We start from the raw sequence: 26430 nt of genomic DNA on the forward strand, positions 1-26430 counted from the left end.
GCATGAGAGGTGGTCTAGCTCCGGTGTCCTCGACGATGGTCCCCCGACGCTTCGCCCGGCTGGCGATCGCCACCGCGGTCGCCGGCTATCTCCTGATCGTGGTCGGCGGCACGGTCCGCGTGACCGGTGCCGGAATGGGCTGCGGTCCCGACTGGCCGCTCTGCAATGGTCAGGTCATCCCGGAGTGGGATGTGCTGGCCTGGACTGAGTTCATCCACCGGGTGGTGGCGCTGGCGGTCATCCTGCTGACCGGGCTGCTCGCGGTGCAGGGCTGGCGGCTGCGGCGGATCAACCCCTGGTTCGCTCGCCTGCCGCTGGCTGCGGTCGGGCTGGTGCTGGTGCAGGCGTCGCTCGGCGCGATCACGGTGTTCACCCACCTGGACGCGCTGGTCGTCACGATCCACCTGGGGGTGGCACTCACGTATCTGGCGATCGGCCTGGGCCTCGCCCTGCTCGCGGTGGCGGTGAACGGCGAGCGTGGGGAGTCTCGCATCGGGCGCGGCGCGCGGCTCGGTGCCTGGGCACCCGCCGCTGCCGCCGGCGTCTTCGCGGTGATGCTGACCGGGGCGTACACCGCCAAGAGCGGCGCCAGCATCGCCTGCACCGAGTGGCCGCTCTGCGGCGGGGCGTGGGTGCCGACGGGCTGGACGCCGGTCGATGTCCACCTTACCCACCGGTGGACCGCGGTCGTGGCGGCCGTGCTGGTGGCGGTGGTGGGGCGGCACGCCCGGCGCTGGCGCGCGGACGCGCCGATGCTCGCGACGCTCGGCAGCACCGCCGACCTGTTGATGGTGGTGCAGATCCTGGTCGGGGCGGCCAATATCTGGCTCGACCTCGCACCAGTAGTGCGGATCGCCCACCTGGCGATTGCGGCGCTCATCTGGGCACTGCTGGTGCTGCTGGTGCTGCTGGATCGGCAACCGGCGCTGGCCGCCGCCCCGCTGCCGCGTTCGGCGCCCGCTCCATCCCGTGCCTGAGCGCGGACGCTAGCTCCGGTCTGGGCCGGGCGACTCGTCGCGGCGGGGACTGAGGGCGTTGAGCGTCTCGACCACCTCGTCACCGACGACCTGAGCGCCGTGGGGGACATCCCCCGGGATGACCGCGACCTCGCCGGGGCCGAACACCCGCCGGGTGCCGGCCACGTCGAACTCGATCCGCCCGCTGAGCACAGCGGTGACCTGCTCCTGCGGGTGGTGGTGCTGGGGGAAGACGCTGCCGGGCTGATAGACGTAGCGGACCAGCGTCTGCCGCTCGCCGTGGATTACCTGGCGGGTGATCCCGGGGTAGACCTCCTCGTCCGGGATGTCGTCCCAGGCCACCGCGCGCACGTCCGTCATCCTCCCGCTCCCTTCACTGCTCCCGGTCCCCCCACCCCCGACCCTCCTCCACAAGGGGAGAGGGGAGACGGTGGAATGACACCGCGGGCATGAGGCTTTCACGCTCGGAGCGCCGGAACCCTGCCGGCGCTCCTGGTCGGGCGTGTGTCCTGAAACTCAGGACAGGTGCTTCGAGGGTCAGCCAGGCACCCAGGGGGGCACGTCGTCGGTGCCGGACGTGATGTCCACCGGCTCGACGCCGAGCAGCTTGGCCACCTCGGCGCTCAGGTCGTCCATCGCCGGTTTCTGGAACCCCATCCCCTGCCAGACGATCTCGCCCTGCTGGTTGATGAGGAATACCGACGGCGTGGCCATGATGTCGTACGCGCGCGAGGTCGCGTAGTCGTCCTGATCGACCAGGAGCGGGAAGGTCACCCCGTAGCGGCGCGCGAACGAGCGCGTGACGTTCGGCGAGTCCTGCGCGATTCCCCAGACAGTGAGACGATCCTTGGGGTACTGCTGGTAGATCCGCTCCAGGAAGGGGAAGATCGTCTTGCTCGCCTGGCAAGACGACTTGTAGATGCTGATCAGGACCGGACCGGCCTTGAGAGCCTCGGCCAGGCTGTGCTCTCGCCCTTCAGCGGCGTCCTTGAGCGTGAACTCGGGCGCTCTGGCGCCGGTCTCCAGTGGCATCCCGCGCTCCTTTCCTGCCGCCGCGCCTCGGGCGCGGCGGACCAACCCGCTCCCCCTCACTCGCGCCCGTGCCGGGCACGGTCGCATCCCTCTGCTATGCAATCATACCCTATCCGCCCGTTAGAGCGGCGGCAAGCCAAGCCCGGTGACGTCGCGGACGCGCTCCATCTTCGCCGCGGCGATCTCCCGCGCCCGTGCGGCACCCTCGTGCAGGATCCGCACCACCTCGGCCGGCTGGGCGCTCAGCTCGTCCAGCCGCTGCTGGAGCGGCGCCAGGTGCTCGACGATGACCTCGGCGAGATCCTGCTTGAAGGTCCCGTAGCCCTTCCCCACGTAGCGCTCCTCCAGCTCGGGGATGGGGATGTCCGAGAAGAGGTGGTAGATGGTGAGCAGGTTGGAGATGGCGGGCTTCCCTTCCTCGTCGAACCGGATCTCGGTGCCGGAGTCGGTCACGGCGCGGCGGATCTTGCGCCGGATCACATCCGGGCTGTCGCGCAGTTCGATACGACTGTTGGGGTCCGGATCGCTCTTGCTCATCTTCTTGGTCGGGTCCTGGAGCGACATGATGCGGGCCCCGGCCTCTTTGATGTCGGCGTCGGGCACGACGAAGGTCTCGCCGAAGGTGTTGTTGAAGCGGATGGCCACGTCGCGCGTCAATTCGATGTGCTGCTTCTGGTCCTCACCCACCGGCACCAGCGCCGCGTCGTAGAGCAAGATGTCGGCTGCCTGGAGCACGGGGTAGAAGAGGATACCGGCGCCGACGCGCTCGCTCCCCTTCGACTTCTCCTTGAACTGCGTCATGCGGCGCAGCTCACCGTAGGTGGCCAGGGTGCCGAGAATCCACGCCAGCTCGGTGTGCTCGCGCACGTCGGACTGGATGAAGAGGATCGAGCGCGCGGGGTCGATCCCGGCAGCCAGGAGCACGCTGGCCAGCTCGAGATTGCGTGCCCGGAGGTCGGCCGGGTCGTAGGGGATGGTCATCGCGTGCAGGTCGACGATGCAGAAGACGTTGTCGTAGTCGTCCTGCTGGCGGACCCAGTTGCGGATCGCCCCCAGGTAGTTCCCGATGTGAATGCCGCCCGTGGGCTGGATGCCGGAGAAAACGCGCGGGCGCTGCTGCGGCGCGTCCGCGGTCTCCCGGCTAGCGGTGGTGGCCTGTTCGACCATGTGCTCTGCGCCTTTCCTTACGATAGGTTCGCCCGGAGCCGATCATCGCGGCCGGGCTCGAGAGTCGTTCCATATGCAAAAGACCTCCGCCCGCAAGGGACGGAGGTTGATGTATCCACTCCGCGGTGCCACCCTCGTTGGGCGCCGATCATGCGGGCGCCCCACTCGGTGAGCCTCCGGACCGGCATGCGCCGTCCGAGGCCCGGCTCCGTGGTAACGGTGGAGCTTCCGGCGCCGCCTACTGGCTGCGGCATCCCGCACGTTCGGGGCGCGGCTCGCGGAACCATTCCGCGCCGCCGCCGGGTCGGCGTTCCACCGGCTGCCGACTCTCTGGGCCGCGTGTCGGCGCGTACTCGCTCCGGTCGTCGCCATTCACGCTCTCGTGTTGTCGGCCAGAGCCTACCAGTCGCTGGGAAACGGTGTCAAGGCGAGGTTTTCCAACGGGTCGGCTATACTATGCGGTGCAGGAGTACGACGGGGTAGGGGTGGAACGGGCCCGGATTTCAGCGGGAGACGCATCCTGTTGCGACGATCCGGACGTATATTGAAATGCCACGCCTGGTGGCCGGGACGTGGCGGCTGCACAGGTCGGCATGGGCACTGACCTGCGGCAACTCCCCGACGACGAGCTCGTCCAGCGCATGCGCGAGGGTCAGGTCGAAGCGCTGGAAGTGCTCTATGATCGGTATGCGCGGGTCGTCTTCTCCTTCGCGGTACGGATCGTCGGGGATGGACTGCTGGCTGAGGAGGTGCTCCAGGAGGCGTTCATGCGCTCCTGGCAGCAGGCGGGCCGCTTCGAGATCGCCAGAGGGAGCTTTCCGAACTGGCTCTTGAGCATCACCCACAACCTCGCCATCGATGAGATCCGCAAGCGTCAACGCCGGCCCCAGCGCGCTGATCTGGTGGATATCGCCGACGTGCTGCGCAGCGAGGTCGATACGACGGCGGATGTGGAGGAGACCGCCGAGGCGTCGGAGCTGCGGGAGCGCATCCGCGCCGCAATGGCCACGCTGCCTCCCGCGCAGCAGCGGGTGATCGAACTGGCCTACTTCGAGGGCCTGACCCAGCGCGAGATCGCGGCGCTGCTCAACGAGCCGCTGGGCACGATCAAGACCCGCATGCGTCTGGGGATGCGGAAGCTCAAGGAAGTGCTGGGCCCGCAGGAGGAGCCGTAGGGCTGAGGACTGTTCAGGGTATGAGTGAGCACGAGGACCACCACGACGCGATAGCGGAGCTGATTCCGGCCTACGTGCTCGGTGCGTTGGAACCGGATGAGATCGAGGCGGTCGAGCTGCACCTCCTCGAGTGCCCGCGGTGCCGTGCGGAGGTCGACGAGCAGCGCCAGGTCACCGCGCTGCTGCCCTACCTGGCCGAGCCTCGGTCGGTGCCCGTGCGTGCCCGGCGCGAGCTGCTGGCGCGGATCGACGCTGCGCCGGTCCCGATCGCCACGCGGCGGCGCCTGCCCGGCCCGCTGGCGCGCCTCGGCTGGGTGGCGGCTGTCGCCGCAGTGCTGGTGGCTGCGGTGCTGGGGATCAACAGCCTGCGGATGCAGGAGCAGGTGAAGCAGAAGGATATGGAACTGACGGCGGCCCAGGAGAGCCAGCGCGCCGTGGCGCGCTTCGTCGGCTCACCACGGGGCTTCGTCACCGCGCTGGAGAGCACCGGCGTCGCCCCCGGCGCTGAGGGCGGTGTGATCCTCGACCCGACCCGCAATGCCGCCCTGCTGATGGTGGACGGGCTGCCGAAGCCGTCGCCGGGGCAGGCCTATGTCGTCTGGATGGTGCGCGGCAGCCAGCACTTCAACGTCGGTGTCCTCCCGGTCGGCAACGACGGCCGCGCGACCCTCTACATCTCCCCGCCCGACGCGCTGGCCAGCTACGACGGGATCGTCGTCACTGAGGAGTCCGGCCCGCTCGCCGCCAACCCCCGCGGCGTGCGCATGATGACCGCACGCGTCGGCCAGTAGTCTCCCCTCGCCGACCCTTCACTTCCGCGGCGACTGTCCCGTGCCCCAGATCATCGTCACCCTGTCGCGTGGCATCGTCAGGTATGTTGCGTCGTCCGCGACCCGGGCATAGACGAACGTACCGCCTTCAGCCCCATCAAAGCGCCCCAGAACAGGACGAAAATCCCTTGTGAAAGGGAGAATCCTCCCTTTACGTTGAGGCTACGCGGGTGCTTCGGTTGTCCGCGATCTAGTGATCGGAGTCAGCCGATGCACAGCCATCGGCCAGGGCGGCGATACACAGCAGGACAGGCGATCGTCGAGTTCGCGATCGCCGGTATCGTGTTCTTCCTGATCGTGTTCGGCACGGTTGACTTCGGTCGGGCGATCTTCATGTACTCGGAGTTGACCAACGCCGTCCGCGAAGGCGCACGCTACGCCCAGATACACCCGACCCAGACCGCGGGAATCAAGGACGTGGTCGTGAACAAGTCGCCGGGTCTCGGTATCCGCGCCGCGGATGTCACGGTCAGTTGTTCCCCGGCCGGGTGCCAGCCCGGCGGGACGGTACAGGTCACGGCCAGGATGCACTTCCAGGCGGTTACCCAGAGCCTGCTGGGCATCCGGCCGCTTACCCTCCAGGCATCGGCAGAGAACGTGATCGAGTGACGCCCACAGGACCCGCGGGCGAGAGAGGCTGATGATGCGCGTCTGGGCCAACAAGCACACAACGCCACGCTGGAGAACCCCAGGCCAGAGTCTGGTGGAGTTGGCCATTGCGCTGCCGCTCTTGCTGCTCCTGCTGCTCGGCACGATCGACCTGGGCCGGATGTTTGTTGACTACGTCCAGATGCGTAACGCAGCCTTTCGCGGGGTCCGCTACGGGATGACGGCTCCGGACGATACCAACGGGATACGACAGCGCGTGCACGCCCACGGTGTGCCGGCGGACACGGCGGTGACGGTCACCTGTCGCCCGGTGGCCTGTAGCCAGGTTCAACTGGGCCAGGACGACGCGACGATCACGGTTTCGGCAACCCGCACGTTCAGGCCGGTCACCACTAGTTTCCTTCAGAGCTTTTTCGGGCTCGGACCCGTGAACCTACGGGCTCAGGCGACGGCGAGGATAGCGACATGATGTGGGAAACGATGCGCCGTTGGTTGTGGCACGCCCGAGCGCGCGGGCAGGTACTCGTCCTCTTCGCCGTGGCGTTGGTGGGGATGATCGGGATGACAGGCCTCGCCATCGACCTCGGCTACACGTTCTCCCAGAAGCGGGCGATCCAGAACGCAGCCGACGCCGGCGCATTGGCCGGCGCGCAGTACCTGACCAAGTCGACCCCGGACACCCGTTACCCGGTCCGAAACGAGGTCGCCCAGGTCGTGGCCCAGAACGGCTTCGGCGGCGCAACACCCCAGTTGGTGTCGTGCCAGTACGTCGACGCGTCGGACAATCTCTTGGGGGACTGCAGCCAGGAGCCGCCGGACGAGGCGACGGGTGTGGAGGTTCGGGTCCGAGAGACCCACCGGACCTTCTTCATCCAGATCGTCCCCGGTGCGCCCGACACCGCCTCAACCGAGGCGATGGCGCGGGCACGGGTCTTCAAGGTGACCAATGCTCCAGGCGATGCGCCGTTTGTCGTCTGCGGGTACGATACCGAGCTGGCCGGTGGCGGGACGTTCTCGATCCTGAAGCCAGGAACGAACGAGATCGATCCGGCGGCGATCGGCAAGACGTTCCGGATTCACGCCCCGCAAGGCATCTCCCGCTGTGGGACGGGCAACGCGTTCAAGGGTCTCGTCGGGGACAACGACGAGGAAAACATCCCGATCCCCGGAATCTGGGAGGGCACCCCGGGTACGCGCGCCAGCATTCGCATCAAGGTGCCTGGCCTTCGGGGATGCCGGCCGGGCTCATCGGTCAACGACTGTATCCTGCTCCTGCCGATTGCGGACTCAGGAGAAGGCAACGGGTCGCACATCAAATTCCATGTGGTCGCCGTCGCGGCCTTCTGGATCCAGGAGTGCCACGCGAACTGTCATGAGGGCACGCTCATCGGGCCATACGTCATCGGCCCCGGTGACGGTTGGCTGCCCGACCCGGGCGATAGCTGGCAACTGGGCGACAACGGCCTGCTCATGATCCGGCTCGTCGCCTGATTCACCCGGCGCGATCTGAACACGGGCGCGACAGAAGCCCGGCGTGGATCTCAGTGCGGTTCACTGCCCCCGGACCGCCTGCATGAAGCGGTTCAGCTCGATTGCCGGCATCGTGAGGAACTGCACCGTCCCCCGGCTGCTGAGGGCGACCGAGACCTTGGCGATCGTCTCGTTGTCGGGTGCCTCGACGATGTTGACGAAGTCGTAGGGCCCGAGGACGGCCCACTGCTGCACCACCCGGGCGCCCATCGCCTCGACCTCGCGGTTGACCTCGGTGATCCGCTCCGGCCGCTCCTGGATCGTCTCCCGGCCGTCGTCAGTCAGGGTGCTGAGCATGATGTAGGTGGGCATGGCTACCCCTCCGCTGCAGGCGTGCGCCAACCGCACGACGCCCCACTCCCCGCAATTCCCGTGCAGACGCAGACCTTGACCGGTCGGACCCTGGCGCTGAAGATGGCGGGTGAACGGGAGCGGGCAATACCGCGCCGCGGGCGCGGCTGAGCGAGAGGAGTCGTGCCGGTGGATTCAATGCACATCGTGCGCTTCCGGGATGGGGAGCGCGCGGCCTACGGAGTTCTTGAGGACGGGGTGGTGCGTCGGGCGTCGGGCGATCCGTTCAGCGGGCTGACGCCGGGCACCGAGGTCGGCCCGCTGGAGCAGGTCACGCTGCTGCCGCCGGTTGCGCCGAGCAAGATCGTGGCGATCGGCCTGAATTATCTGGACCACATCACCCAGGACGCGCATGGGTTCGAGCAGCCGGAGAACCCGATCATTTTCCTGAAGCCGCCGAGCTCGCTGTTGGCGCACGGCGGCAACATCGTGCTGCCGCAGGGCACCGAGCGGGTGGAGAGCGAGGCGGAGCTGGCGGTGGTCATCGGGCGGCGGGCCCGCTACGTGCCGGCCGAGCGCGCCTACGACTACATCCTCGGCTTCACCTGCTCGAACGACGTGAGCGCCCGCGACTACCAGTTCAAAGACGGCCAGTGGGCGCGCGCCAAGAGCTTCGACACCTTCACCCCGATCGGCCCGGCCATCGCCACCGGCCTGCGCGCCGACGACCTGGCGATCGCCTGTCGGCTCAACGGCGAGGTGCGCCAGCAGTCGACCACCGCGCAGTTGCTCTTCGACGTGCCGTACCTCGTGGAGTTCATCAGCCGGGTCATGACCCTGGAGCCGGGCGACGTCATCATGACTGGCACCCCGGCCGGTCCGCCGCGCATGGCCCCGGGCGATGTCGTCGAGATCGAGATCGAAGGCGTCGGCGTGTTGCGCAACGGCGTGGTCGCGGAGGAGCTGCCGGGGTAGGGTGCCCCTTACCCCCGACCCCTCTCCCACAAGGGGAGAGGGGAGTGTCTCTTCGTCTCATTCCCCCTCTCCCAACTTTGGGAGAGGGGGGTAGGGGGTGAGGGCCGGCCTATGCCTCACTCCGTGCCGATGATGTCTTCGATGGAGCGGAGTCCTTCGCGGTCGAGGTAGGTGACGAGATCGCGGAGGATGCGGCCGGGAAGGGCGGGGCCGCCGTAGACGAAGGCGGTGTACATCTGGACCAGGCAGGCGCCGGCGCGCATCCGCTCGATGACATCGGCCGCGCTGCTGATGCCGCCGACACCGATGATCGAGAGCCGGTCGCCCGCGCGCCGGTGGACCTCACGGACGAGCGCGGTGGCGCGGGCGCGGAGCGGCGGGCCGCTCAGCCCGCCGGGGACGTCCGGCACCGGCCCCCGCAGCCCGCTCCGGTCGACGGTGGTGTTGCTGACGACGACACCGGCCGCGCCCCCCTCGATCGCCCCGGCGAGGACGTCGTCGAGCGCGGCGTCGTCGAGGTCGGGCGCGATCTTCACCAGCACCGGGTGGGGGCGGCGGCGGTGCAGCGTGGCGGCGCGGGTGTTCGCCTCACCGACGGCTCGGAGGATTTCCACCAGCGCCGTGCGCTGCTGCAGGTCGCGCAGGCCGGGGGTATTGGGCGAACTGACGTTGACCACGACGTAGTTCGCCACGTCCCAGAGCGCGTTCAGCACGTCCACGTAGTCCTTGGCGGCGCACTCGGGCGGCGTGTCGCGGTTCTTCCCGAGGTTGATACCGACGACACCGGGGAAGCGCCGGCCGACCAGCCGGGCACGGACGGCCGCCGCGCCCTCGCTGGGGAACCCCATGGCGTTGATGAGGGCCTGGTCCTGCGGCAGGCGCCAGAGGCGAGGCTGCGGATTGCCGGGCTGCGGGCGCGGGGTGACGGTGCCGACCTCGACCGCGCCGAACCCGAGCGCCAGCAGGGCACCGACCGCCTGGGCGTCCTTGTCCAGTCCGGCGGCGACGCCGAGCGGGTTGCGGAACGTCAGGCCGAAGCGCTCCACGCGGAGCCGCTCATCGGCGGGGCCGGCGAGCCGACCCAGGAGCGCTGCCCCACCCGGCATTCGGTCCGCATCGCGCAGCAGCCGGAGCGCCAGGTGGTGTGCGCGCTCCGGGTCCATGCGCTGCAGCAGTGCCGGGTAGAGGACCGCTCGGTACAGCCGCTCCATGCTGGTGGACTCCTTCGGCGTCATGCGTCATGCGTCATGCGTCATACGTCACGCGTGTTCCGTGTTGCGTGTTTCGTGTTCCGTGGTTCGTCATGGCGAGTCGGAGCCCAAGCTAACGGACCGCGCGACACGCAACACGGAACACGCATCACGCATCACGCACCAGTATGACGCATGACAGGTGACGTATGACGAATGACGTCTCGGATTCCCCTACCCCGTCTCACAGACCCAGGCGCGCGGCCCGCCGGGCCGCTCGGGGTGCCATCACTGGTTGCCGCTGGGGTAGGAGATCTCGTAGCCGGTACCGCGGCGGGGGATGGCGAGGGCGACGAGGCGCCGGGTGTCGTCCAGCTCGGCGCGCAGCGTCGCCTGCGCGGCGCGGACCTGCTCCCGGTCGATCCCCTCCTCCGGCACGCTCAGGGTGATGTAGGCGGAGTCGGGGTCCACGTCTACATACTCGGCGGCGACGGGGTCGTCCGTCCAGGGCTGGAGTGCAGCGGTCAAGTCGAGGCCGGGCGGCGGCACGATCTCGACACCAACCAGCCGGCCGCCCTCTCCGACGTCGACGTAGCCCGGCAAATCGACCGTCCGGCTGGTCTCCCCCGGCTCGCGGTCGAGTGAGAGGCGCAGGGAGTTGGTGGTCGGGTCGTAGCGGAGACGCATGGCGTGTCCTTATGTCCAGTGGCGAGGGGCGGGTCGCGCTAGCCGCGCGGCGCGGTCAGGCCGATGCGGGCGTCGGCGTCGTAGGCGGCGAGCCGGCTCCGGTTGCAGCGGACGCGGACGCGGGTGCCCGGCGCCAGGTCGACGTGCGACGGCTGGTTCGACAGGAGCTGGACGCCGCACGGGAGCTGCACCAGATAGGTGTACTCCGCGCCGTTGAAGGTGCGCGAGGTGATGACGGCGATGCCCTCGGAGTCCTCCTCAAGGCTGACGTCGCGCGGGCGGATCAGGAGTTCGACAAGTTGCGGCCCGGCCGGGTTCTCCAGCCCGAAGCGGCCGAGGTCCGACTCGGCCACGTCCCCGGCGACGCGGGCCGGGACAAACGTGCCCTGCCCGACGAAGCGGGCGACGGCGCGGGTCGCGGGGAAGTGGTAGACCACGTCCGGCGTGTCGATCTGCTCCACGCGCCCCTGGAGCATCACTGCCACACGGTCCGCCACGGTCATGGCTTCCTGCTGGTCGTGCGTCACCAGGATTGCGGTCGTCTCGGTCGCCTTGAGCAGGGCGCGCACCTCGGCGCGCATCTGGGTGCGCAACTCGGTGTCGAGGTTGGAGAAGGGCTCGTCGAGCAGCAACACGTGCGGGCGCGGCGCCAGGGCGCGGGCGATCGCCACGCGCTGCTGCTGGCCGCCCGAAAGCTGGTGCGGGTAACGGTGGGCGACGCCTTCAAGGCCGGTCAGCGCCAGCAGATCATCCACGCGCGAGCGGCGCTCGGCTGACGAGAGGTGCCCGAGGCCGAAGGCGATGTTGTCGGCCACGCTCAGGTGCGGGAAGAGGGCGTAGTCCTGGAAGACCATACCGACTCCGCGGCGCTCCGGGGGCACGAAGGTGCCGTTCCCGTCGGCGACGCAACGGCCGGCGATGGCGATGGCCCCGGTGTCGGGGCGCTCAAAGCCTGCGATGAGCCGGAGCGTGGTGGTCTTGCCGCACCCGCTGGGGCCGAGGAGCGCCACGATCTCGCCCGGCGCGATGGCGACACTCACCTCGCGGACGGCCGGCTCAGCGGCGCCCGGGAAACGCTTACTGACTTGTGTCAGCTCGATCGCCGCGTGCATTCCTCTCCCCCGCCTGTCTGCCGGTCACTGCTGGGCGACCGGTCTGGGTTCAGTCTACCATTCGGGAAGCGGCCTTCACTTCCAACCCCTCTCCCAAGATAAAAAAGGGGCGAGATCCGTCGTCGTATTCCCCCTCTCCCAACTTTGGGAGAAAGGGCCAGTGAGTGAGGGCCGACGCACGCACGTGCGAATCACCCATCGCTCTTGCCCTCGCGCCAGGCAGTGACGGCCATCGGGACGGCCGAGAGCAGGATCAACAGCAGGGCTGGCGCGGCGGCCCGAGCCCAGAAGCCCTCGGCGGTCGCGCTCCAGACCTGTGTCGCCAGGGTGTCGAACCCGGTCGGTCGGAGCAGCAACGTCGCCGGGAGTTCCTTCATCACGGTCAGGAAGATGAGCGCCCCGGCGCTCAGGATGCCGGGGTAAGCCAGCGGCGCCGTGACGCGCAGCCAGACGCGCGGCGGTGAGTGGCCGAGGCTGCGGGCAGCCTCCTCCACGCGCGGGCTGACCTGCATCAGCGCGGCTCGCAGGGTGGCGAGCGCCTGGGGCAGGAAGCGGATGATGTACGCCACGAGCAAGATGCCGAGCGTCTGGTAGAGCCAGGGCGCGTAGCGGGAGCCGAAGAAGACGAGCGCGAGCGCCACGACGATGCCCGGCAGGGCGTAGCCGAGATAGCTGAGCCGTTCGAGGACCCGGCTGAGCGGGCTCGAGTGGCGCACGGCCATGAGCGCGATCGGCGCCGCCGCCAGCACGGCGACCACGGCTGCGGCCAGCGAGACGGACACCGAGCTGAGCGCCGCGGACCAGACCAGCCACAGCGGCTCGCCGGCGCGCAACCCCCGGATCAACCAGTGGATGATCACGCCGATCGGGATCAGGAGCGTAACGCTGACGATCGCGGCACAGTAAGCCAGTGCCAGCGGTGTCCAGCGGCCCAGGCGCACGCGGGTCGGTGGGCGGCTGACGCCCACGGTGCTGCGGTGGTAGCGGGCACGGCCGCGGGCGCGCGCCTCCAGCGCCAGCACCACCCCGGTCATGGCGACGAGCACGAGTGACAGCCCTGCGGCCAGGGAGCGGTCAAAGGCGCCGCGGTATTGGTTGTAGATCGCGCGGGTAAAGACGTCGTAGCGCAGCAGTGAGACGGCGCCGAAGTCGCCCAGGACGTAGAGCGCGACGAGCAGCGAACCGGCCAGCAAGGCCGGGCGCAGGAGCGGCACGGTCACCCGCCGGAAGCTCTCCCACGGGCCGAGCCCCAGCGAACGGGCTGCCTCCTCCAGGGCCGGGTCAAGCCGGGCCATCGCCGAGCGGACTGCCAGGAGAACGTATGGGTAGCTCAGGAGCGTCAGCGTCAGCCAGGCGCCGAAGAAGCCGTAGATCTCCGGCAGCCGCTCGATGCCGAAGATGACCTCCAGCAGGCCCTGGAGTACCCCGCGTGGCCCGAGCGCGGCGATGAGGACATAGCCCCCAACGTAGCTCGGGATCACCAGCGGCAGTGCGGTGAGGACCGACCAGAGGCGCCGGCCCGGCAGATCGGTCCGCACCGTGAGCCAGGCCAGCGGCAGTGCTATCGCCGCCGAGGCGGCAGTCACAGCCGCTGAGAGGAGGAGCGAGTTGCGGATGAGCATCAGCGTCCGGTCGCGCCAGAGCAGATCGAACAGCTCGGGGCCGGCCTGGGCGGCGCGCAGGACGAGGTAGACCAGCGGGGCGACCATGAGCAGCGCCACGACGAGCGCCGGGAGCACCAGCAGCGGCGGGACGGGCGCGCCGTCCCAGAGGCGGCGGCTTGCCCGCGCCGGTTGGGTGCTCGGCGTCGCGGTCGGTTGCGGCATTGAGGCCCCGCTGGTCGTCATGGCTACAGCAGCCCCACGTCGCGCAGCATCTCGAGCGTTGCCTCCAGGTCGGCCAGATCCGACAGGTCGATGTCGGGTGTCTGGATCTCGCTCAGCGGGACGAGGTTCGGGTCGGTCGGCACGCCCGCGACCAGCGGGTACTCATGGGTCTCCTCGGCGAAGTAGGTCTGCGCCTCGGGGCTGAGCATGTAGCGGATGAAGGCGATGGCCTGCTCCTGGTTCTTGGCCGTGGTGAGAATCCCGGCACCGGCCACGTTGACCAGCGCGCCCGGGTCGCCGTTGCGATAGATGTAGTTCCGTGCCGGCAGATCCCCGCCCGCCTCGGCGAGCTGGCGCATGAGATAGTAGTGGTTGACGAACCCGGCGTCGATCTCTCCGTCGATGACGGCGCTGACGATCGCATTGTTGTTCTCGAACACCCGGGCGCCGTTGTCCCGAATCCCCTCCAGCCATGCGCGGGCCACGTCATCGCCGCGCAGCACGCGGATCGCCGTGACTGCGGCCTGGAAGGAGGCGTTGGTCGGCGCCCAGCCGAGCCGGTCCTTCCACACCGGGTCGGTGAAGTCGAGGATCGAGGGCGGGATGTCTGACTCGCTGAGACGCTCGGTGTTGTAGACCACGGCACGCGCCCGGCCGCTGATCCCGACCCAGAGACCGTCCGGGGAGCGGAAGCGCGCCTCCACCAGGTCCAGCACGTCCGCCGGGAGTTCGGCCAGAAGCCCCTCGCGGGCGACCGCGCCGAGCGCGCCGGCGTCCTGCGCGAAGAAGATGTCGGCAGGGCTGCTCTGCCCCTCCTCCAGGATGGCGGCGGCCATCTCGGCCGTGTCCCCGTAGCGCACCTTGACCTCAACGCCGGAGGCCGCGGCGAACTGGTCGACGATTGCCTGGATCAACTGCTCCGAGCGGCCGGAGTAGACGGTCAGCGAGCCGCCGACCGTGCCGGTGGCCGGCGCGCCGGCCGGAGTGCCAGCCGGGGTGCTCGCAGGCGTCGCGGCGGCTGACGTCGCCGTGGCTGCCGAACCGCCGCTACCGGTACCGGCCTGGCTGGTGGCGGTCGGCGCCGCGGTCGATGCTGGATTGTCTTCTCCACCGCAGGCAGCCAGCACCGGTGCAGCCAGCGACGCGCCGGCCAGACCGGCCAGCGCACGGATGATGTCGCGTCTACTCACTGAGCGGTTTGTGTTCACGTCCCCTCCGCGCCTTCGCGCCTATGCGCCCCTCGCGCGGGGCGCAGCACACAGTCTCACTTACAATGGGATGCGCAATCCCGACCTGCGCAGTCGGGATTTAGAGTACGAGGCGTGGTGTGGCCTTGTCAAGAGGGCACGGCTCACATAGGGCAGCCTAGGGTTTGGCACTGGGGCGCGGATCACGACCGCGATTCGGCGGTGGATACGTGGGCCGGCCGGCGGCGCGCGACGATACACGGGGTGATCGCGTCGGCGAGCGCATCGAACGCGTCGCGGATCGCGACGCCGGGCGTGCTCCCCTCGCCGGTGGCGGTCAGGTCGCGGTCCTCCAGCCGGAGGAGGAGGTGGACGGTGTAGTCCTCCCGATCGGGGCGGTGGGTAAGCGTGACGTCGATAAGCGGCGGATCCTGCAGCGCCCCGCGCAGGCGATGCGTGAGGAGGGCGGCCTCGCGTGCCAGGGTGGCGTGGAGGGCCGTCGTCAACAGGTCCGGGTTGTTGCTGTGGATCCGCATCGGGTCATCTCCAGGCGTTGTTGGCGGGCTTGTACCCCGGCGCCGGTGCCGGGCTAGATCCATCGTGCGGTAGCGGGCGCGGCAAAGGCATCGACACCGCACCCAGCGACGCGACAATGCCGTGCACGTTTGGCTGGTGTTACTCCGAGGTGGGCAGTGCAACGCGGTGGGTCTGCCGGACCCAGTGGGGGAATGCAGCCGCGACGGGGGCAGCGGGTGCTCCACCCGCGACGGTGAGCCTCAACCGCTCCTCGTTCGTTCTAGCCATGGGCGGGCACCGGCTCGCCTGGCACGCAGCGGACCGGTGCCCGCCAAACCTGGAACGGATCGGAATCGGAGGTTGTTCGTGCGCAGACCGAGGTCGCAACCCCGGATCGCGCGCATGCTCGCTCTCATCGTCATCCTCAGCGCGCTCCCCCTCGCACCGTCTCTTGCCGTTACCGCCGCCAGCATCCAACCGTCCGGCCTGGTCGCCTACCTGGACCGCGGCAACAACCTGTGGGTCAGCCAGGACAGCGGCGCAGGCGCAGTCCAGCTCACCACAGCGGGCGGCTACACGGGGTTTGTCTGGTCGCCCGACGGCACCCGCCTGGCCGCCGTCGGCCCGGTCAGCGGCGGCGCGGGCGTGTCGCTGGTCGGGACCGACCCGAGCTTCGGCGTGCGTGAGCTGCACACCGGTACCGCGCCCGCCTGGTCCCCGGATAGCCGCCGCGTCGCGATCATCGACGGGGGGACGGTCCACATCTACGACCGCGAGGGAGGCTACCAGCGCAGCGTCGGTGTCGGAGCCGACGCCATCCAGTGGTCGCCCGACGGCCGGCGCATCGGCTTCACCCGCTGGCTGAGCGACCCCTACGGCACCGGCTGCGCCATCCGCGACCTCGGCTGGATCGACGCTGACACCGGCGCGAGCCACGGCGTCGCCCGCACGTTCGGCAAGTTCGCGTGGGCCGGGGACGGCGCTCGGCTCCTCTACGTCTCCGCGGACGACGGCACCGTTCGCGCCTTCGACACCCGCTCCGGCTCCGGGCAGCGCCTCTCCTCTCGGTCGGCCAATCCCTGCGGTGGGCCCTTCTTCACCAGCAACGACGGCCGCACGCTCTTCTTCCTGGACTACGGCGCGGGTGGGCGCGACCTCGTCGCCGTCAACCTGTCGTCGCTCCAAGAGCGGGTCTACCGGAACCTGCCGATCGGCTACCCGGCGCGCACGCTGCCCGACAGCTACGTCTCGGTCGACCCGCTGGCGCGCTTCGCCTACGTGGTGCAGACGTATCCGACCACCATCACCCGGGTCGATCTCCAGTCCGGCGCGCTCCAGCAGATGCTCTTCAACGACTACCGCATGGTGCTCGGCTTCTCGCCCGACCGCGACCGGGTCGCCCTGCTCGCCACACCCTACGGTGAGCCGAGCGTGACCTACATCCGCGATCTGACCACCGGCGAGGAGACCGCCTTCACCAACGTTGGCTGGCTCGCCTGGCAGGGGACGCCGATCACCGCCTCCACCGTGGATGCCTGGACCCGCGTCTGGGATCGGGAGGACCGCCCGGTCGCGGCGCTCGCGGCACACCGCACCTGGATCTGGGGCCCGGCCCCCTTCGCCACCCGCCAGGAGCCCTATCTCGAGGCGCCCGGTGGCCGTCGCGCGGTGCAGTACTACGACAAGAGCCGTATGGAGGTGACGCATCCCGACGGCGATCAGAGCAGCCGCTGGTACGTCACCAACGGCCTGCTGGTCAAAGAGTTGATCACCGGCCAGATGCAGGTCGGTGACGCCAGCTTCGTCGAGCGCGGCCCGGCACATGTCCCGGTGGCGGGGGACCCGGACGACACGCTTGGTCCGACCTACGCCACGCTCCAGGGTGTGCTCTCGGCCCCGCCGACCCCGGCCGGCACCGAGATCCGCGCGAGCATCGACCGGCACGGCAATGTCGGCAGCGACGGGCCGGGTGGCGTCTTCGCCCAGGAGTACATCCCGGACACCAACCACACCATCGCCGACGTCTTCTGGGCCTACCTCAACTCGCGCGGACTGGTCTGGGACGGGGCGAACTTCGTCGACGGGAAGCTGTTCGAGCCGACCTTCTTCGCCACCGGCTTCCCGATCACCGAACCCTACTGGACCAAGGCCAAGGTCGGGGGCGAGGTGAAGGACGTTCTCGTGCAGTGCTTCGAGCGGCGCTGCCTGACCTACACGCCGTCCAACCCGGAGGGGTGGAAGGTCGAGATGGGCAACGTCGGCCGTCACTACTACGCCTGGCGTTACGGCGGCTGATGTACGAGCGGGCGGCGGTTGCTAGCCACCGCCCGGACCCATCCACTGGCACCGGCCGCGGCCACCGTGCGCGCCGGGGCCAGCGTAGAGGGCCCGGGGCTCAAACGCTTGGTGTGAGTTAGGGCGCCGTGGCTACCAGGTGATCAGGTTCGCCACCGCCAGCAGCGGCCGTTCCCGCTGCCGATTCAGCCAGCAGCAGAGATTGTGCAGCGCCACCCGGGCCGCCAGCCGCGCCTGGAAACCCGCCAGGGTGTGCGGCCGCTCGCGTGCCAGCCCGAAGGTGTGCAGCAGTCGTCCAACGACCGTCTCCACGATCTGGCGATGGCGGGCCGCCCAGCGGCGGACCGCCTTGGGCCAGCGCCGCCGACTGCCCCGCTGCGGGGTGGCCACCAGCGTCACCCCGTAGGTGGCCGCCAGGTGCGCCTCGTAGCCCTCACCTCCAAAGCCACTGTCGGCCAGGTAGATCCCGACCGGGCTGCCGACACTGGGCAGGCGGGGATCGGGGTGCGCGCGGGCAGCGATCAGGGTCTCGGCCAGGGGACGCTCGTTGGTGCTGGCCGGGGCCACGCCCCAGCCGGTGATCACCCCTTCCAGGCTGACCGCGGTCAGCACGCGGAAGCCGGCAAACCAGCCCAGGCGCAAGCTGAAGCCGATGTTGGCCTCACCGGCCAACCAGCCCCGCCCGCGGCGCTTGGCGTTGCGTACCGGGGCCGGGGCCACATCGAGGACGTCACAGGGGACCGGTCCCCGCCCCAGCTGCTCGGCCAGATACAGCGCGAACTGAGCCAGGGCGGCCTGGTGGCGGCGCAGCAGGCGGTTGTATTGGCTGCGGTGGGGCAGGGTCGGGAAATAAGGCCGCAGGTGCCGCTCGGCGTAGCGATAGAAGTCCTGCTCACTGGAGAACCTCATCCACTGCCCGAAGATGGCCAGGGTCAAGACCTCGCTGCGGCTCAGGGCGGGGGCGGGACCGGGGCGGCGGGGCTCCGGGGGCAGGTGGGTCTGGCAGAAGGTGTCGACCAGGACATAGACTGTAATCAGGAAGGTGTCCACATCCATCGGGTGCTCCTTTCGTGGGAGACGGATACGAGCTATCTCCCGTATGGAAGTGGGCACCTTCCTGTGTCAAGAGGGCACAGCATGCCCCGGCTAACTCACACCAAGCGTTCAAGGCCCCGGGCTCACAACAAAAGCCGGCTGAAGCCGGCTGGGGCAGCCCTGGGTTACATCCGGGTGACACGGTGTCTACCGGTCTGCGGGGTGCCTGGGGGTTTACCCCCGGGCTGAATACTGAATAGGGGTAAGCCCACTGAAGGGGCTGTGGCGGCGACATCCGGGTGTATCCGGTTCGGCCTCCCACCGGGCACCGAGTCCATAGCCCGCTTTAGCGGGCTTCGTATTGTCAGCCCGGGGGTTTACCCCCGGGCACGGACCAGGCGCGGGGCTCCTTGCACCACCCATCCCGGCACTGCTGACAAGATGCCGGGCGAGGCTCCGTCCGACGCCAGCGCGTCCTATCAGGTGCAGGGTGTTCCCGTGCGAACTTGCGTATTGAGAGGGGAAAGCCTCATACTAACCGATGCTATGACGTGCGTGTCGGTCGTCATTGTCAATCACAACACGGCGGACCTCCTCGCTCGGTGCCTGGAGCACCTGCGCGCCAGCGTGGTCGATCGCCCGCTCGACATCTGGGTGGTGGACAATGGTTCCCGCGACGACAGCGCGGCGCTGGTCCGGGAGCGGTTCCCCGATGTCCGCCTGATCGTGTCGCCGCGAAACCTGGGCTTCGCTGGGGGCAATAACCTGGCACTGCGCCAGATCCTGGCCGAGGCGCCGCCCGGTCCCGCCCGCAGGAACCACTACGTCCTCCTCCTCAACACCGACTGCTTCGTCGAGCCCGATACCATCGCGCGGACGGCCCAGTTCCTCGACCGGCAGCCCGACGTCGGGATTGTGGGCCCGAAGGTGCTGCTGCCCGACGGCCGCCTCGACCTCGCCTGCCGTCGCTCGTTCCCCACACCGGCGAGCGCCTTCTGGAAGCTGACCGGGCTGAGCCGGCGTTTCCCGAACTCGCCGCGCTTCGCCCGGTACAACCTCACCTACCTTGACCCCGACAAGACCTATGAGGTCGACTCGGTCATGGGCGCCTATATGATGGTGCGGCTCGCTGCGATCGACGACGCCGGGCTGCTCGACGAGCGCTTCTTCATGTATGGCGAGGATCTCGACTGGGCGTACCGTATCAAACAGCATGGATGGCGCGTTTTCTATTATGCGGACGCCCGCGTCCTGCACGTCAAAGGTGCGACAAGTTCGCGCCAGAGCTACCGGCTGATCGTTGAGTTCTACCGGGCGATGTATCTCTTCCACCGGAAGCATTACGCGCCCGGCACCTTCGTCCTGCTGAACTGGCTGGTTACTGCGGGGATTATCGTCCGGGGCGGCTACGCGCTGTTCCGCAACCTGCTCCGCCCGGCCGGCGCCAAGCGCGTGGCCTGACGACGGAGGGGATGGGAACCTCTGGGAGATCGGGAGTGACCAAGACGAGCCTGCCAGCCGGGATGTCGGCCACACCGGGCGCACGCGATCACGCCCTGACGCGGCGTGCCACGCTGGCCCGGCGTCGCTGGACCGAGACGCTCTTCCTCGGCACGCAGGTGGCGCTCGACGCCCTGCTGGTGGCGCTGGCCTGGTTCATCGCCTACCGAGTGCCGGTGGCGCTCCACCTGCTGCGCCTGCCGCGCGAGTTCTCGACGATGCAGGGGTTGATCGTCCTCGGCATCATCGTCGGGACGACCCTGCTGGTCTTCGCGATCGGCGGTCTGTACCGCCTCGGGCGCGGCGCATCCCGCGTGGACACGTTCTACAAGATCTGCACCCATCTCTCGCTCGCGGTGCTCCTTGCCATCGCCGCCAACGCGATCGTCCTGCATGAGAACGTTGTCCTCTCGCGGCGGGTCCTGGTGCTGGGCTGGCTCCTGGCCATCGCCATGGTCACCACCGGGCGCTTGCTCCACAGCTTCGTCGTCGGTCAGGTGCGCCTGCGCGGGGTCGCGGTCGACCGGCTGTTGATCGTCGGCACCGGGACGAACGCGCGCATCGTCCACGACAAGATCCGCAAGATGCCGGAGCTGGGCTACCACCTGGTCGGCTTCCTGGCGCACCCGAGCGAGGGCACGCCGCCGGACACGGTCAATGGGGTGCCGGTCTACGGCACGACCGGGCGGCTGGCCGAGGTGGTGCGCCGCCACCGGATCGACGAGTTGATCTTGGCGCTTGAGGGAACACCGCACGCCGAGGCGCTCGATCTGGTCTACCAGGTGATGGACCTGCCGGTGAACATCCGCGTCTACCCCGACCTGTTCCGGCTCATCACCAACGACGAACTCACCGTGAGCGACCTCGGCGGGCTGCCGATGGTCACCGTGCGCACCGCCGGCCTGCGCACCTGGAGCCGCATTGTCAAGCGTGCGGTCGACCTGGCCGTGAGCAGCGCCGTCCTCGTCTTCTGCTCCCCGCTCATGCTGCTGCTCGCCATCCTGATCAAGCTCGACTCTCCCGGCCCGGTCTTCTTCGTCCAGGAACGGGTGGGGCACGACGGGGTCCCGTTCAACCTGCTCAAGTTCCGCTCGATGCCGGTGGACGCCGAGAAGGAGACCGGACCGGTCTGGGCCACGCCCGACGACCCGCGCCCGACCCGGATCGGCCGCTTCATGCGGCGCTACTCGTTGGACGAGCTGCCGCAGTTCATCAACGTCTTCCTCGGTGAGATGAGCGTCGTCGGCCCGCGCCCGGAGCGACCCCACTTCGTCGAGCAGTTCCGCCAGACAATCCCCTACTACATGGCGCGCCACCGGGAGAAGTCAGGCATCACCGGCTGGGCTCAGGTCAACGGCCTGCGCGGCGACACCTCGATCCAGGAGCGGACCCAGTACGATCTGTACTACGTCGAGAACTGGTCGCTGCTCTTCGACATCAAGATCATGATCAAGACCCTCGCCCGCATCATCAACGACGAGAACGCGTACTAGCCGGCCGGGAAGGATGGGAAAGCCATGCGAGTGCTGGTGACCGGTGGCGGAGGATTCATCGGCAGCCATCTGGTCGATGCCCTCCTCGCCCGCGGCGATGAGCCTGTCGTGCTGGACGACTGGTCCGGGGGCAGCCGTGACAACCTGCCGCCCGGCGTCGAGACCCTGGACATGGATGTCGCCGACCCCCGCACTGTCTCCGCCATTGCCGCGCTCCGCCCCGACGGCATCATCCACGGTGCGGCGCAGGTGAGCGTTCCCCGCTCGATGGCCGACCCGGACCGCGACCGCGCGGTCAACGTCGTCGGCACGGCGCACGTGCTGGCGGGCGCGCGGGAGGCGGGCTCACCGCGGGTGGTCTTCCTCTCCACCGGCGGCGGCATCTACGGGGAGAGCGACGGCGCCGACGAGATGACCCTGCCCCAACCCAAGAGCTACTACAGCGCGCACAAGTACCTGGCCGAGCGATACCTGGAGTACTCCGGCCTCCCCTACGCCATCGCCCGGCTGGCCAACGTCTATGGCCCACGCCAGCGGTCGGACCTGGAGGGCGGCGTGGTGGCGATCTTCACCGAGCGCCTGAGCGCCGGCCAGCCGATCACGATCTACGGCAGCGGAGAGCAGTACCGCGACTTCGTCTACGTGGCCGATGTGGTCGATGCGGTGCTCACGATGCTCGACAGTTCGGTCGATGGCATGTGGAACGTCGCGACCGGGGAGGCGACAACCGTGAACGCGCTGCTGGCCGCCCTCCAGGAGCGGCTCGGCTCGGCCTCGGCCATCGTCCACGAACCGCCCCGACCGGGCGACGTCTTCGCCTCGCGCCTGAGCATCGACCGCATCAAGGCCGACCTCGGCTGGTCCCCCCGCTACGACCTCGCCGCCGGCCTCGATGCGATGTTGAAGTGATGCGTGATGCGTGTTGCGTGTTGCGTGTTCCGTATCACTCCCCTCTCCCCTGGTGGGCTCCGTCCGAGAGGGGGCGGGGGTGAGGGGGACGTATGACGCATCACGCACGACTCTCATCCCCCGGACCGGGTCAACCGATCGAGCGGCGGCAGCGCCTGCTCGATCTCGGCCCGTCGGGACTCGTACCAGGGCGGCAGCTTCAGGCTCGTGCCCAACTCCTCCACCGGCTCGTCGACGGTGAAGCCGGGCCCGTCGGTGGCGATTTCGAACAACACCCCGCCCGGCTCGCGGAAGTAGATCGACCGGAAGTACTGCCGGTCGCGCACCGGTGTCACGTGGAAACCGGCCTCTATGAGCCGCTCCCGCCAGGCGCTTTGCGTCGCGTCGTTGGGCGTGCGCCAGGCGATGTGGTGTACCGTGCCCGCGCCCTCTTCCCCGCGGGGTGCTGAGGGCGGGCTGGCGACATCGATCACCGCCCGACTCGGGCCCTCGCCTACTTCGAAGCGCAGCCGATCGTTCTCCTCCGACACCAGCCGGAATTCCATCAGGTCGGTGAGGAGTCTTGCCGTCGGCTCCAGCGTCGTCACCCAGATGGTCGCGCCGTGGAAGCCGCGGATGGCGTGCTCGGCCGGCACCGGCCCGCCTGCCCAGACGCGCTGTGCCGGGCCGTCGTCCCGCGTAATCAGCTCGTACTGCAGCCCGTCGTGGTCGGCGAAGGCGATTACCTCCTCGTCAAGCCGTGCCGCCGGGCGCTCGACGGTCACGCCGTGGCTGGTGAGCCGATCCACCCAGTAGCCGGTCGAACCCGAGGGGATGGCGAAGGCGGTCACCACTACCTGCCCAGTGCCTGGCGGGCGCCGGGAGAGGTGCGGCCAGGGGAAGATCGTCAGGATCGTGCCCGGTGTCCCCACCTCGTCGCCATAGTAGAAGTGGTACGTGCCCGGCACGTCGAAGTTGACCGTGACCTTGATCAGGCGCAGCCCGAGCACGTCGGTGTAGAAGTCCAGGTTCCGCTGGGGGTCGGAGGAGATCGATGTGATGTGGTGAATGCCGGGGATGGTGTCGGCCATGTCCGCTCGCTCCCTCCATACACTGCACGATGTTCGGGGTGTCATCGGAACTCCCCCGTATCATACGCGCAGCGCCGGGGCCACGGTATGCCCCGGCGCTACAGTCTTCGGGGAGGGATGGAGAGCGGGATGCGCCTAGGCGGCGCTGCGGGCGGGCGGTGCGTCAGCTTGCGGCGCACGGTGCGCGGGCGCGACCCGCAGTCGGTGCCCCTGGCCGCCGCGGAGGATCACCAGATCAAGGTCGCCTCCGGCCGGGGTGCGCGCCAGCGCCTCCAGCAGGTGCCGCGGGTGGCGCACCGGCTCCTCCGCGATCGCGACGATCACATCGCCTGGCAGCAGCCCGGCCGTCTCGGCCGGCCCGCCGCGCTCGACGGCGGTAATCATCAACCCAGCCGCGACGCCGACCCGGCGCCGCAGGGCAGGCGGGAGCACCACCGGCAGTGCCGTGATCCCCAGCCATGGGGTCGGCTCGCCGATGTGTTCGACGAAGTCGGCCACCACGTGGCTGGGCACCGCCAGCGCCACCCCCGGTGAGGCGACCATCGCGTTGATCCCGACCACCCGCCCGGCGGCGTCCACCATCGGCCCGCCGGAGTTCCCGGGTGCCAGCGCCAGATCGGCGCGGATCAACTCGCGCTCGTCATCGTCGGAGGGCAGCGCACTCACGATGCCGAGGGTCAGCGCGTGGCTGAGCCCCATTGGGTGCCCCATTGCCAGCACGATCTGGCCGGGACGCAGGGTGCGGGAGTCGCCCACCTCGGCGGGCGCCAACCCTTCGCGCGGGACGCGGAGCGCGGCCAGGTCGTTGAGCCGGTCCCGCCCGACGACCCGCGCCAGCACGACGTCCTGGCTCCCGAGCCGCACGCGCGCCCGCTCCCCCGGCACGACATGGTCGTTGGTGATGATCAGGCCGTCGTCCGACCAGATGACGCCCGCCCCGGCGCCGCCGCTTCCGTTCTCGATGGTGACGACACTCGGCCGCAGGCGCTCGGCGACGGCCGTCACCGCCGCCCCGAGCGGTGCCAGCCGCCCTTGTGTGCTCAAACCGGTCATGGACTTACTCCCTACCGCTCGCCGACCGTCACCGTGGTGTCGGCGATCGCGCCGCCGCGGACGACCCGCACCGGCTGCTGCGTGCCGGCGCTGCCCGGGCCGAGCAGTGCCTGGAGCGACTGCGGGTCGGTCGTCGGCTGCCCGCCGAAGGCGATCACGATATCGCCCAACAGCAGCCCACCCCGCTCGGCCGGGCTGTCCGGCTCCACGCCGACGATCAGCAGCCCCGACTCCTGCGTCAGACCCAACTGGGACCGCAGCGCCTGGGGCAGTGCCACCGGCTGCGTCGCGATGCCCAGGTAGCCGCGTGTGACCTTACCCTTCGACACCAGCGCCTCGACCACCCGCTCCACCATCGCGGCCGGCAGCGTCACCGACAGGCCGCGCGAGAGGAACGACGTGTTCATGCCGATCAGTCGGCCCTCGGTGTCGATCAGCGGCCCACCGGAGAAGCCGGGGTAGAGGGTGGCGTCGGAGCGGATCGCGTGGTCGATCGTGCCGCCGCGCCAGGTGCGCCACGGGCCGGACACCGCCCCGATCACGCCCAGGGTGGCCATCGGCTCACTCCCACGCGGTCGGCCCAGTGCCAGCACCAGATGGCCCAGGCGGGCCTCGACCGGCGAGATGGTTGCCGCCGTCAACCCGTCGGCATCCACCCGCAGCACCGCGATGTCGGTCCCGGGATCCCGGCCGACGATGCGCGCCGGCAGATCTCGGCCGTCCGGCAGGCCGACGGTGATATCGTCCTCCCGCTCGAGGACGTGGTCAGCCGTGACGATCAGCCCATCGGCGCGCCAGATGATGCCGGTGGCGCCTATCCGTCGCCGAGCATCGATCCGCACGATCGACCGCGCGCCGGCAGCGACCGCGTTGGCGAGACTGTCGGAGAGTTCGGTCAAGAGGTTCGTGCTCCCTGTGTTCCCAATGCTCATGAGGGGACTCCTTTCTACGCCCTAGCATAGGTGCGGGCGCGCCGGCGCGAATCCCCCGATCCGGCAGCGGCGTACCTACCCGAATGGGGAGGTAGGGCGACCGACCTCGTCATCTCGGCGGCAGAGGAGGAATCAGTCGCTCGGGTGAGGGCTGGGCTTGTCCCCGCCCGCGTAGCCGCTATCGCGCACCGGGCTGCCTCGATTCCCACCCATGCCACCGTTTATGTCATCCTGGGCGGAGCGAACGATCTCCAGGCTGCGGCGGTCGCTTCGACGAGAGATCCTTCGCTCCGCTCAGCATGACAGCGGGGGATTGCGATGAACGGTGGAGATGCGAGGCCGAGCCAGAGCGGGCATCCGGATTAGGTCGCACTCCCTCACAGCACGATCAATCCGGCCCGTGCGGCGCGGGCCAGGGCTTCGGCGCGGCTCGAAGCGCCGAGCTTGTCGAGGATCGAGCCGACGTGGAACTTGACCGTGTGCTCGCTGATCCCGAGCTCAAGAGCGATCGACTTGTTGGGCAAGCCCTGTGCGATGAGTTGGAGGATCTCGCGCTCTCGCGGCGTGAGTGGCTCGCCGGCGTCGGGGGATGCCCGCGGCGCTGCGTCGGTCGTCAGGAAGGGAACGGCACGCGGGTCCAGCACCGTGAGGCCCTGCCCGGCCGCCCGCAGTGCCGCTACGATCTCGTCCGGGTCGGCGTCACGGAGGAGCAGCCCGGCGACCCCGGCGCGCAGTGCCTCGGGCGCCAGTTCGGGCGTGTCGACCAGGAGGAGAACCGGCGGGGCCCCGCTCTCCCCGGCCAGCCGGGCCAGGTCGTCCAGCCACTCCTCTACATCGTCGCCTGGCGCAAGGAGGATCACATCCGGCGCGGCCGGCTCCATCTCAGCCACCGCGGTGGCCACGTCCTCCACCGTCGCGGCCACGGCAATCTCCGGCGTCTCAGCCAGGAGTGCCGCCAGTCCGGCACGAGTCATGGGATACGCTGCGGCGACGAGGACGCGAAGCATGGCCAGCCAATCTCTGGGCCGGACCGGAGCCA

The 26430-nt window shown here is 69.3% G+C and carries 26 protein-coding genes; 11 read left to right on the forward strand and 15 right to left on the reverse strand.

Going from position 1 to position 26430, the window contains the following annotated elements; all coding sequences use genetic code 11:
- The first annotated feature begins 23 nt into the window (after window positions 1–23).
- A complete protein-coding gene (locus STHE_RS15965) occupies window positions 24–977 on the forward strand; it encodes a COX15/CtaA family protein (protein WP_012873628.1) in 954 nt (317 codons plus the stop codon).
- Window positions 978–986: 9 nt separating this feature from the next.
- Here the strand turns inward: STHE_RS15965 and STHE_RS15970 are convergent, their stop codons facing one another.
- The 3 genes from STHE_RS15970 to trpS form a co-directional block, all read right to left on the reverse strand.
- On the reverse strand, window positions 987–1337 hold the full coding sequence (locus tag STHE_RS15970) for a cupin domain-containing protein (protein WP_012873629.1): 351 nt from the start codon (window positions 1335–1337) through the stop codon (window positions 987–989).
- A 177-nt stretch (window positions 1338–1514) separates the two neighbouring features.
- Window positions 1515–2009, reverse strand: a complete 495-nt coding sequence (locus STHE_RS15975) for a peroxiredoxin family protein (RefSeq protein WP_148220135.1) — start codon at window positions 2007–2009, stop codon at window positions 1515–1517.
- A 120-nt stretch (window positions 2010–2129) separates the two neighbouring features.
- On the reverse strand, window positions 2130–3176 hold the full coding sequence (gene trpS, locus STHE_RS15980; RefSeq protein ID WP_012873631.1) for a tryptophan--tRNA ligase: 1047 nt from the start codon (window positions 3174–3176) through the stop codon (window positions 2130–2132).
- Between the two features lie 572 nt (window positions 3177–3748).
- On the opposite strand from trpS, the gene STHE_RS15985 reads away from it, so the two are divergent.
- The 5 genes from STHE_RS15985 (at window position 3749) to STHE_RS16005 (ending at window position 7281) form a co-directional block, all read left to right on the forward strand.
- Window positions 3749–4351 (forward strand): RNA polymerase sigma factor, encoded by a 603-nt coding sequence (locus STHE_RS15985; protein WP_245534912.1) that lies wholly within the window; start codon window positions 3749–3751, stop codon window positions 4349–4351.
- 20 nt (window positions 4352–4371) lie between these two features.
- Entirely contained in the window at window positions 4372–5142 is a 771-nt protein-coding gene (locus STHE_RS15990; RefSeq protein WP_012873633.1) for an anti-sigma factor, read from the forward strand.
- Window positions 5143–5391: 249 nt separating this feature from the next.
- Complete coding sequence (locus STHE_RS15995; RefSeq protein ID WP_012873634.1) at window positions 5392–5790, forward strand: TadE/TadG family type IV pilus assembly protein; 399 nt, start codon at window positions 5392–5394, stop codon at window positions 5788–5790.
- 31 nt (window positions 5791–5821) lie between these two features.
- Window positions 5822–6259, forward strand: coding sequence for a TadE/TadG family type IV pilus assembly protein (locus STHE_RS18260; protein ID WP_052295401.1), 438 nt, complete (start codon window positions 5822–5824; stop codon window positions 6257–6259).
- Complete coding sequence (locus STHE_RS16005) at window positions 6256–7281, forward strand: pilus assembly protein TadG-related protein (protein WP_012873636.1); 1026 nt, start codon at window positions 6256–6258, stop codon at window positions 7279–7281. Before STHE_RS18260 ends, STHE_RS16005 begins: the two co-directional genes overlap by 4 nt.
- A 60-nt stretch (window positions 7282–7341) precedes the next feature.
- Here the strand turns inward: STHE_RS16005 and STHE_RS16010 are convergent, their stop codons facing one another.
- The gene (locus tag STHE_RS16010; RefSeq protein ID WP_012873637.1) at window positions 7342–7632 is read right to left on the reverse strand and encodes a GYD domain-containing protein; all 291 of its coding nucleotides are present in this window, start codon (window positions 7630–7632) and stop codon (window positions 7342–7344) included.
- Window positions 7633–7809: 177 nt separating this feature from the next.
- On the opposite strand from STHE_RS16010, the gene STHE_RS16015 reads away from it, so the two are divergent.
- Window positions 7810–8586 (forward strand): fumarylacetoacetate hydrolase family protein, encoded by a 777-nt coding sequence (locus STHE_RS16015; protein WP_041400477.1) that lies wholly within the window; start codon window positions 7810–7812, stop codon window positions 8584–8586.
- A gap of 116 nt (window positions 8587–8702) precedes the next feature.
- On the opposite strand, the gene STHE_RS16020 is transcribed toward STHE_RS16015, so the two are convergent.
- The 6 genes from STHE_RS16020 to STHE_RS16045 all read right to left on the reverse strand — a co-directional run bounded on the left by STHE_RS16020 (window position 8703) and on the right by STHE_RS16045 (window position 15124).
- Window positions 8703–9797 (reverse strand): quinone-dependent dihydroorotate dehydrogenase, encoded by a 1095-nt coding sequence (locus STHE_RS16020; RefSeq protein ID WP_012873639.1) that lies wholly within the window; start codon window positions 9795–9797, stop codon window positions 8703–8705.
- Window positions 9798–10064: 267 nt separating this feature from the next.
- Window positions 10065–10463, reverse strand: a complete 399-nt coding sequence (locus STHE_RS16025; RefSeq protein ID WP_012873640.1) for a DUF2283 domain-containing protein — start codon at window positions 10461–10463, stop codon at window positions 10065–10067.
- 38 nt (window positions 10464–10501) lie between these two features.
- Window positions 10502–11575 carry an ABC transporter ATP-binding protein gene (locus STHE_RS16030; RefSeq protein ID WP_012873641.1) on the reverse strand — a complete coding sequence of 358 codons (1074 nt, stop codon included), beginning with the start codon at window positions 11573–11575 and terminating at the stop codon, window positions 10502–10504.
- 191 nt (window positions 11576–11766) lie between these two features.
- Window positions 11767–13401 (reverse strand): ABC transporter permease, encoded by a 1635-nt coding sequence (locus STHE_RS16035; RefSeq protein ID WP_217155930.1) that lies wholly within the window; start codon window positions 13399–13401, stop codon window positions 11767–11769.
- Between the two features lie 23 nt (window positions 13402–13424).
- A complete protein-coding gene (locus STHE_RS16040) occupies window positions 13425–14591 on the reverse strand; it encodes an iron ABC transporter substrate-binding protein (protein WP_148220136.1) in 1167 nt (388 codons plus the stop codon).
- 200 nt (window positions 14592–14791) lie between these two features.
- Window positions 14792–15124 (reverse strand): hypothetical protein, encoded by a 333-nt coding sequence (locus STHE_RS16045; RefSeq protein WP_012873644.1) that lies wholly within the window; start codon window positions 15122–15124, stop codon window positions 14792–14794.
- Window positions 15125–15506: 382 nt separating this feature from the next.
- On the opposite strand from STHE_RS16045, the gene STHE_RS18265 reads away from it, so the two are divergent.
- Window positions 15507–17399: a TolB family protein gene (locus STHE_RS18265; protein WP_012873645.1), complete on the forward strand. Its 1893-nt coding sequence runs from the start codon at window positions 15507–15509 to the stop codon at window positions 17397–17399.
- Window positions 17400–17531: 132 nt separating this feature from the next.
- Here the strand turns inward: STHE_RS18265 and STHE_RS16055 are convergent, their stop codons facing one another.
- A complete protein-coding gene (locus STHE_RS16055) occupies window positions 17532–18455 on the reverse strand; it encodes a transposase (protein ID WP_012873646.1) in 924 nt (307 codons plus the stop codon).
- Window positions 18456–18980: 525 nt separating this feature from the next.
- Here STHE_RS16055 and STHE_RS16060 point away from each other — a divergent pair.
- The 3 genes from STHE_RS16060 to STHE_RS16070 are packed head-to-tail and all read left to right on the forward strand — an operon-like array spanning window position 18981 to window position 22336.
- Window positions 18981–19895: a glycosyltransferase family 2 protein gene (locus STHE_RS16060; protein ID WP_012873647.1), complete on the forward strand. Its 915-nt coding sequence runs from the start codon at window positions 18981–18983 to the stop codon at window positions 19893–19895.
- Window positions 19896–19930: 35 nt separating this feature from the next.
- Window positions 19931–21427 (forward strand): undecaprenyl-phosphate glucose phosphotransferase, encoded by a 1497-nt coding sequence (locus tag STHE_RS16065; protein ID WP_012873648.1) that lies wholly within the window; start codon window positions 19931–19933, stop codon window positions 21425–21427.
- Window positions 21428–21451: 24 nt separating this feature from the next.
- The gene (locus STHE_RS16070) at window positions 21452–22336 is read left to right on the forward strand and encodes an NAD-dependent epimerase/dehydratase family protein (protein WP_012873649.1); all 885 of its coding nucleotides are present in this window, start codon (window positions 21452–21454) and stop codon (window positions 22334–22336) included.
- 113 nt (window positions 22337–22449) lie between these two features.
- On the opposite strand, the gene STHE_RS16075 is transcribed toward STHE_RS16070, so the two are convergent.
- From STHE_RS16075 to STHE_RS16090, 4 genes are all read right to left on the reverse strand, one after another.
- Window positions 22450–23406 (reverse strand): ring-cleaving dioxygenase, encoded by a 957-nt coding sequence (locus tag STHE_RS16075; RefSeq protein WP_012873650.1) that lies wholly within the window; start codon window positions 23404–23406, stop codon window positions 22450–22452.
- A gap of 135 nt (window positions 23407–23541) precedes the next feature.
- Window positions 23542–24459 (reverse strand): S1C family serine protease, encoded by a 918-nt coding sequence (locus STHE_RS16080; protein WP_012873651.1) that lies wholly within the window; start codon window positions 24457–24459, stop codon window positions 23542–23544.
- Window positions 24460–24470: 11 nt separating this feature from the next.
- On the reverse strand, window positions 24471–25391 hold the full coding sequence (locus STHE_RS16085) for a S1C family serine protease (protein WP_012873652.1): 921 nt from the start codon (window positions 25389–25391) through the stop codon (window positions 24471–24473).
- A gap of 377 nt (window positions 25392–25768) precedes the next feature.
- The gene (locus STHE_RS16090; RefSeq protein WP_012873653.1) at window positions 25769–26398 is read right to left on the reverse strand and encodes a LuxR C-terminal-related transcriptional regulator; all 630 of its coding nucleotides are present in this window, start codon (window positions 26396–26398) and stop codon (window positions 25769–25771) included.
- Between the last annotated feature and the right edge of the window lie 32 nt (window positions 26399–26430).

Origin of the sequence: Sphaerobacter thermophilus DSM 20745, from assembly GCF_000024985.1 — a bacterium.
GTDB classification, from domain to species: Bacteria; Chloroflexota; Chloroflexia; order Thermomicrobiales; family Thermomicrobiaceae; genus Sphaerobacter; species Sphaerobacter thermophilus.

What these genes read in the sequence shown, in the direction of transcription:
- STHE_RS15970 (WP_012873629.1), bottom strand. Translation starts at nt 1,337, where the DNA reads ATGACGGACGTGCGCGCGGTGGCCTGGGACGACATCCCGGACGAGGAG.
- STHE_RS15975 (WP_148220135.1), bottom strand. Translation starts at nt 2,009, where the DNA reads ATGCCACTGGAGACCGGCGCCAGAGCGCCCGAGTTCACGCTCAAGGAC.
- trpS (WP_012873631.1), bottom strand. Translation starts at nt 3,176, where the DNA reads ATGGTCGAACAGGCCACCACCGCTAGCCGGGAGACCGCGGACGCGCCG.
- STHE_RS15990 (WP_012873633.1), top strand. Translation starts at nt 4,372, where the DNA reads ATGAGTGAGCACGAGGACCACCACGACGCGATAGCGGAGCTGATTCCG.
- STHE_RS15995 (WP_012873634.1), top strand. Translation starts at nt 5,392, where the DNA reads ATGCACAGCCATCGGCCAGGGCGGCGATACACAGCAGGACAGGCGATC.
- STHE_RS18260 (WP_052295401.1), top strand. Translation starts at nt 5,822, where the DNA reads ATGATGCGCGTCTGGGCCAACAAGCACACAACGCCACGCTGGAGAACC.
- STHE_RS16005 (WP_012873636.1), top strand. Translation starts at nt 6,256, where the DNA reads ATGATGTGGGAAACGATGCGCCGTTGGTTGTGGCACGCCCGAGCGCGC.
- STHE_RS16010 (WP_012873637.1), bottom strand. Translation starts at nt 7,632, where the DNA reads ATGCCCACCTACATCATGCTCAGCACCCTGACTGACGACGGCCGGGAG.
- STHE_RS16015 (WP_041400477.1), top strand. Translation starts at nt 7,810, where the DNA reads ATGCACATCGTGCGCTTCCGGGATGGGGAGCGCGCGGCCTACGGAGTT.
- STHE_RS16020 (WP_012873639.1), bottom strand. Translation starts at nt 9,797, where the DNA reads ATGGAGCGGCTGTACCGAGCGGTCCTCTACCCGGCACTGCTGCAGCGC.
- STHE_RS16025 (WP_012873640.1), bottom strand. Translation starts at nt 10,463, where the DNA reads ATGCGTCTCCGCTACGACCCGACCACCAACTCCCTGCGCCTCTCACTC.
- STHE_RS16030 (WP_012873641.1), bottom strand. Translation starts at nt 11,575, where the DNA reads ATGCACGCGGCGATCGAGCTGACACAAGTCAGTAAGCGTTTCCCGGGC.
- STHE_RS16035 (WP_217155930.1), bottom strand. Translation starts at nt 13,401, where the DNA reads ATGCCGCAACCGACCGCGACGCCGAGCACCCAACCGGCGCGGGCAAGC.
- STHE_RS16045 (WP_012873644.1), bottom strand. Translation starts at nt 15,124, where the DNA reads ATGCGGATCCACAGCAACAACCCGGACCTGTTGACGACGGCCCTCCAC.
- STHE_RS18265 (WP_012873645.1), top strand. Translation starts at nt 15,507, where the DNA reads ATGCTCGCTCTCATCGTCATCCTCAGCGCGCTCCCCCTCGCACCGTCT.
- STHE_RS16055 (WP_012873646.1), bottom strand. Translation starts at nt 18,455, where the DNA reads ATGGATGTGGACACCTTCCTGATTACAGTCTATGTCCTGGTCGACACC.
- STHE_RS16060 (WP_012873647.1), top strand. Translation starts at nt 18,981, where the DNA reads ATGACGTGCGTGTCGGTCGTCATTGTCAATCACAACACGGCGGACCTC.
- STHE_RS16070 (WP_012873649.1), top strand. Translation starts at nt 21,452, where the DNA reads ATGCGAGTGCTGGTGACCGGTGGCGGAGGATTCATCGGCAGCCATCTG.
- STHE_RS16075 (WP_012873650.1), bottom strand. Translation starts at nt 23,406, where the DNA reads ATGGCCGACACCATCCCCGGCATTCACCACATCACATCGATCTCCTCC.
- STHE_RS16080 (WP_012873651.1), bottom strand. Translation starts at nt 24,459, where the DNA reads ATGACCGGTTTGAGCACACAAGGGCGGCTGGCACCGCTCGGGGCGGCG.
- STHE_RS16085 (WP_012873652.1), bottom strand. Translation starts at nt 25,391, where the DNA reads ATGAGCATTGGGAACACAGGGAGCACGAACCTCTTGACCGAACTCTCC.
- STHE_RS16090 (WP_012873653.1), bottom strand. Translation starts at nt 26,398, where the DNA reads ATGCTTCGCGTCCTCGTCGCCGCAGCGTATCCCATGACTCGTGCCGGA.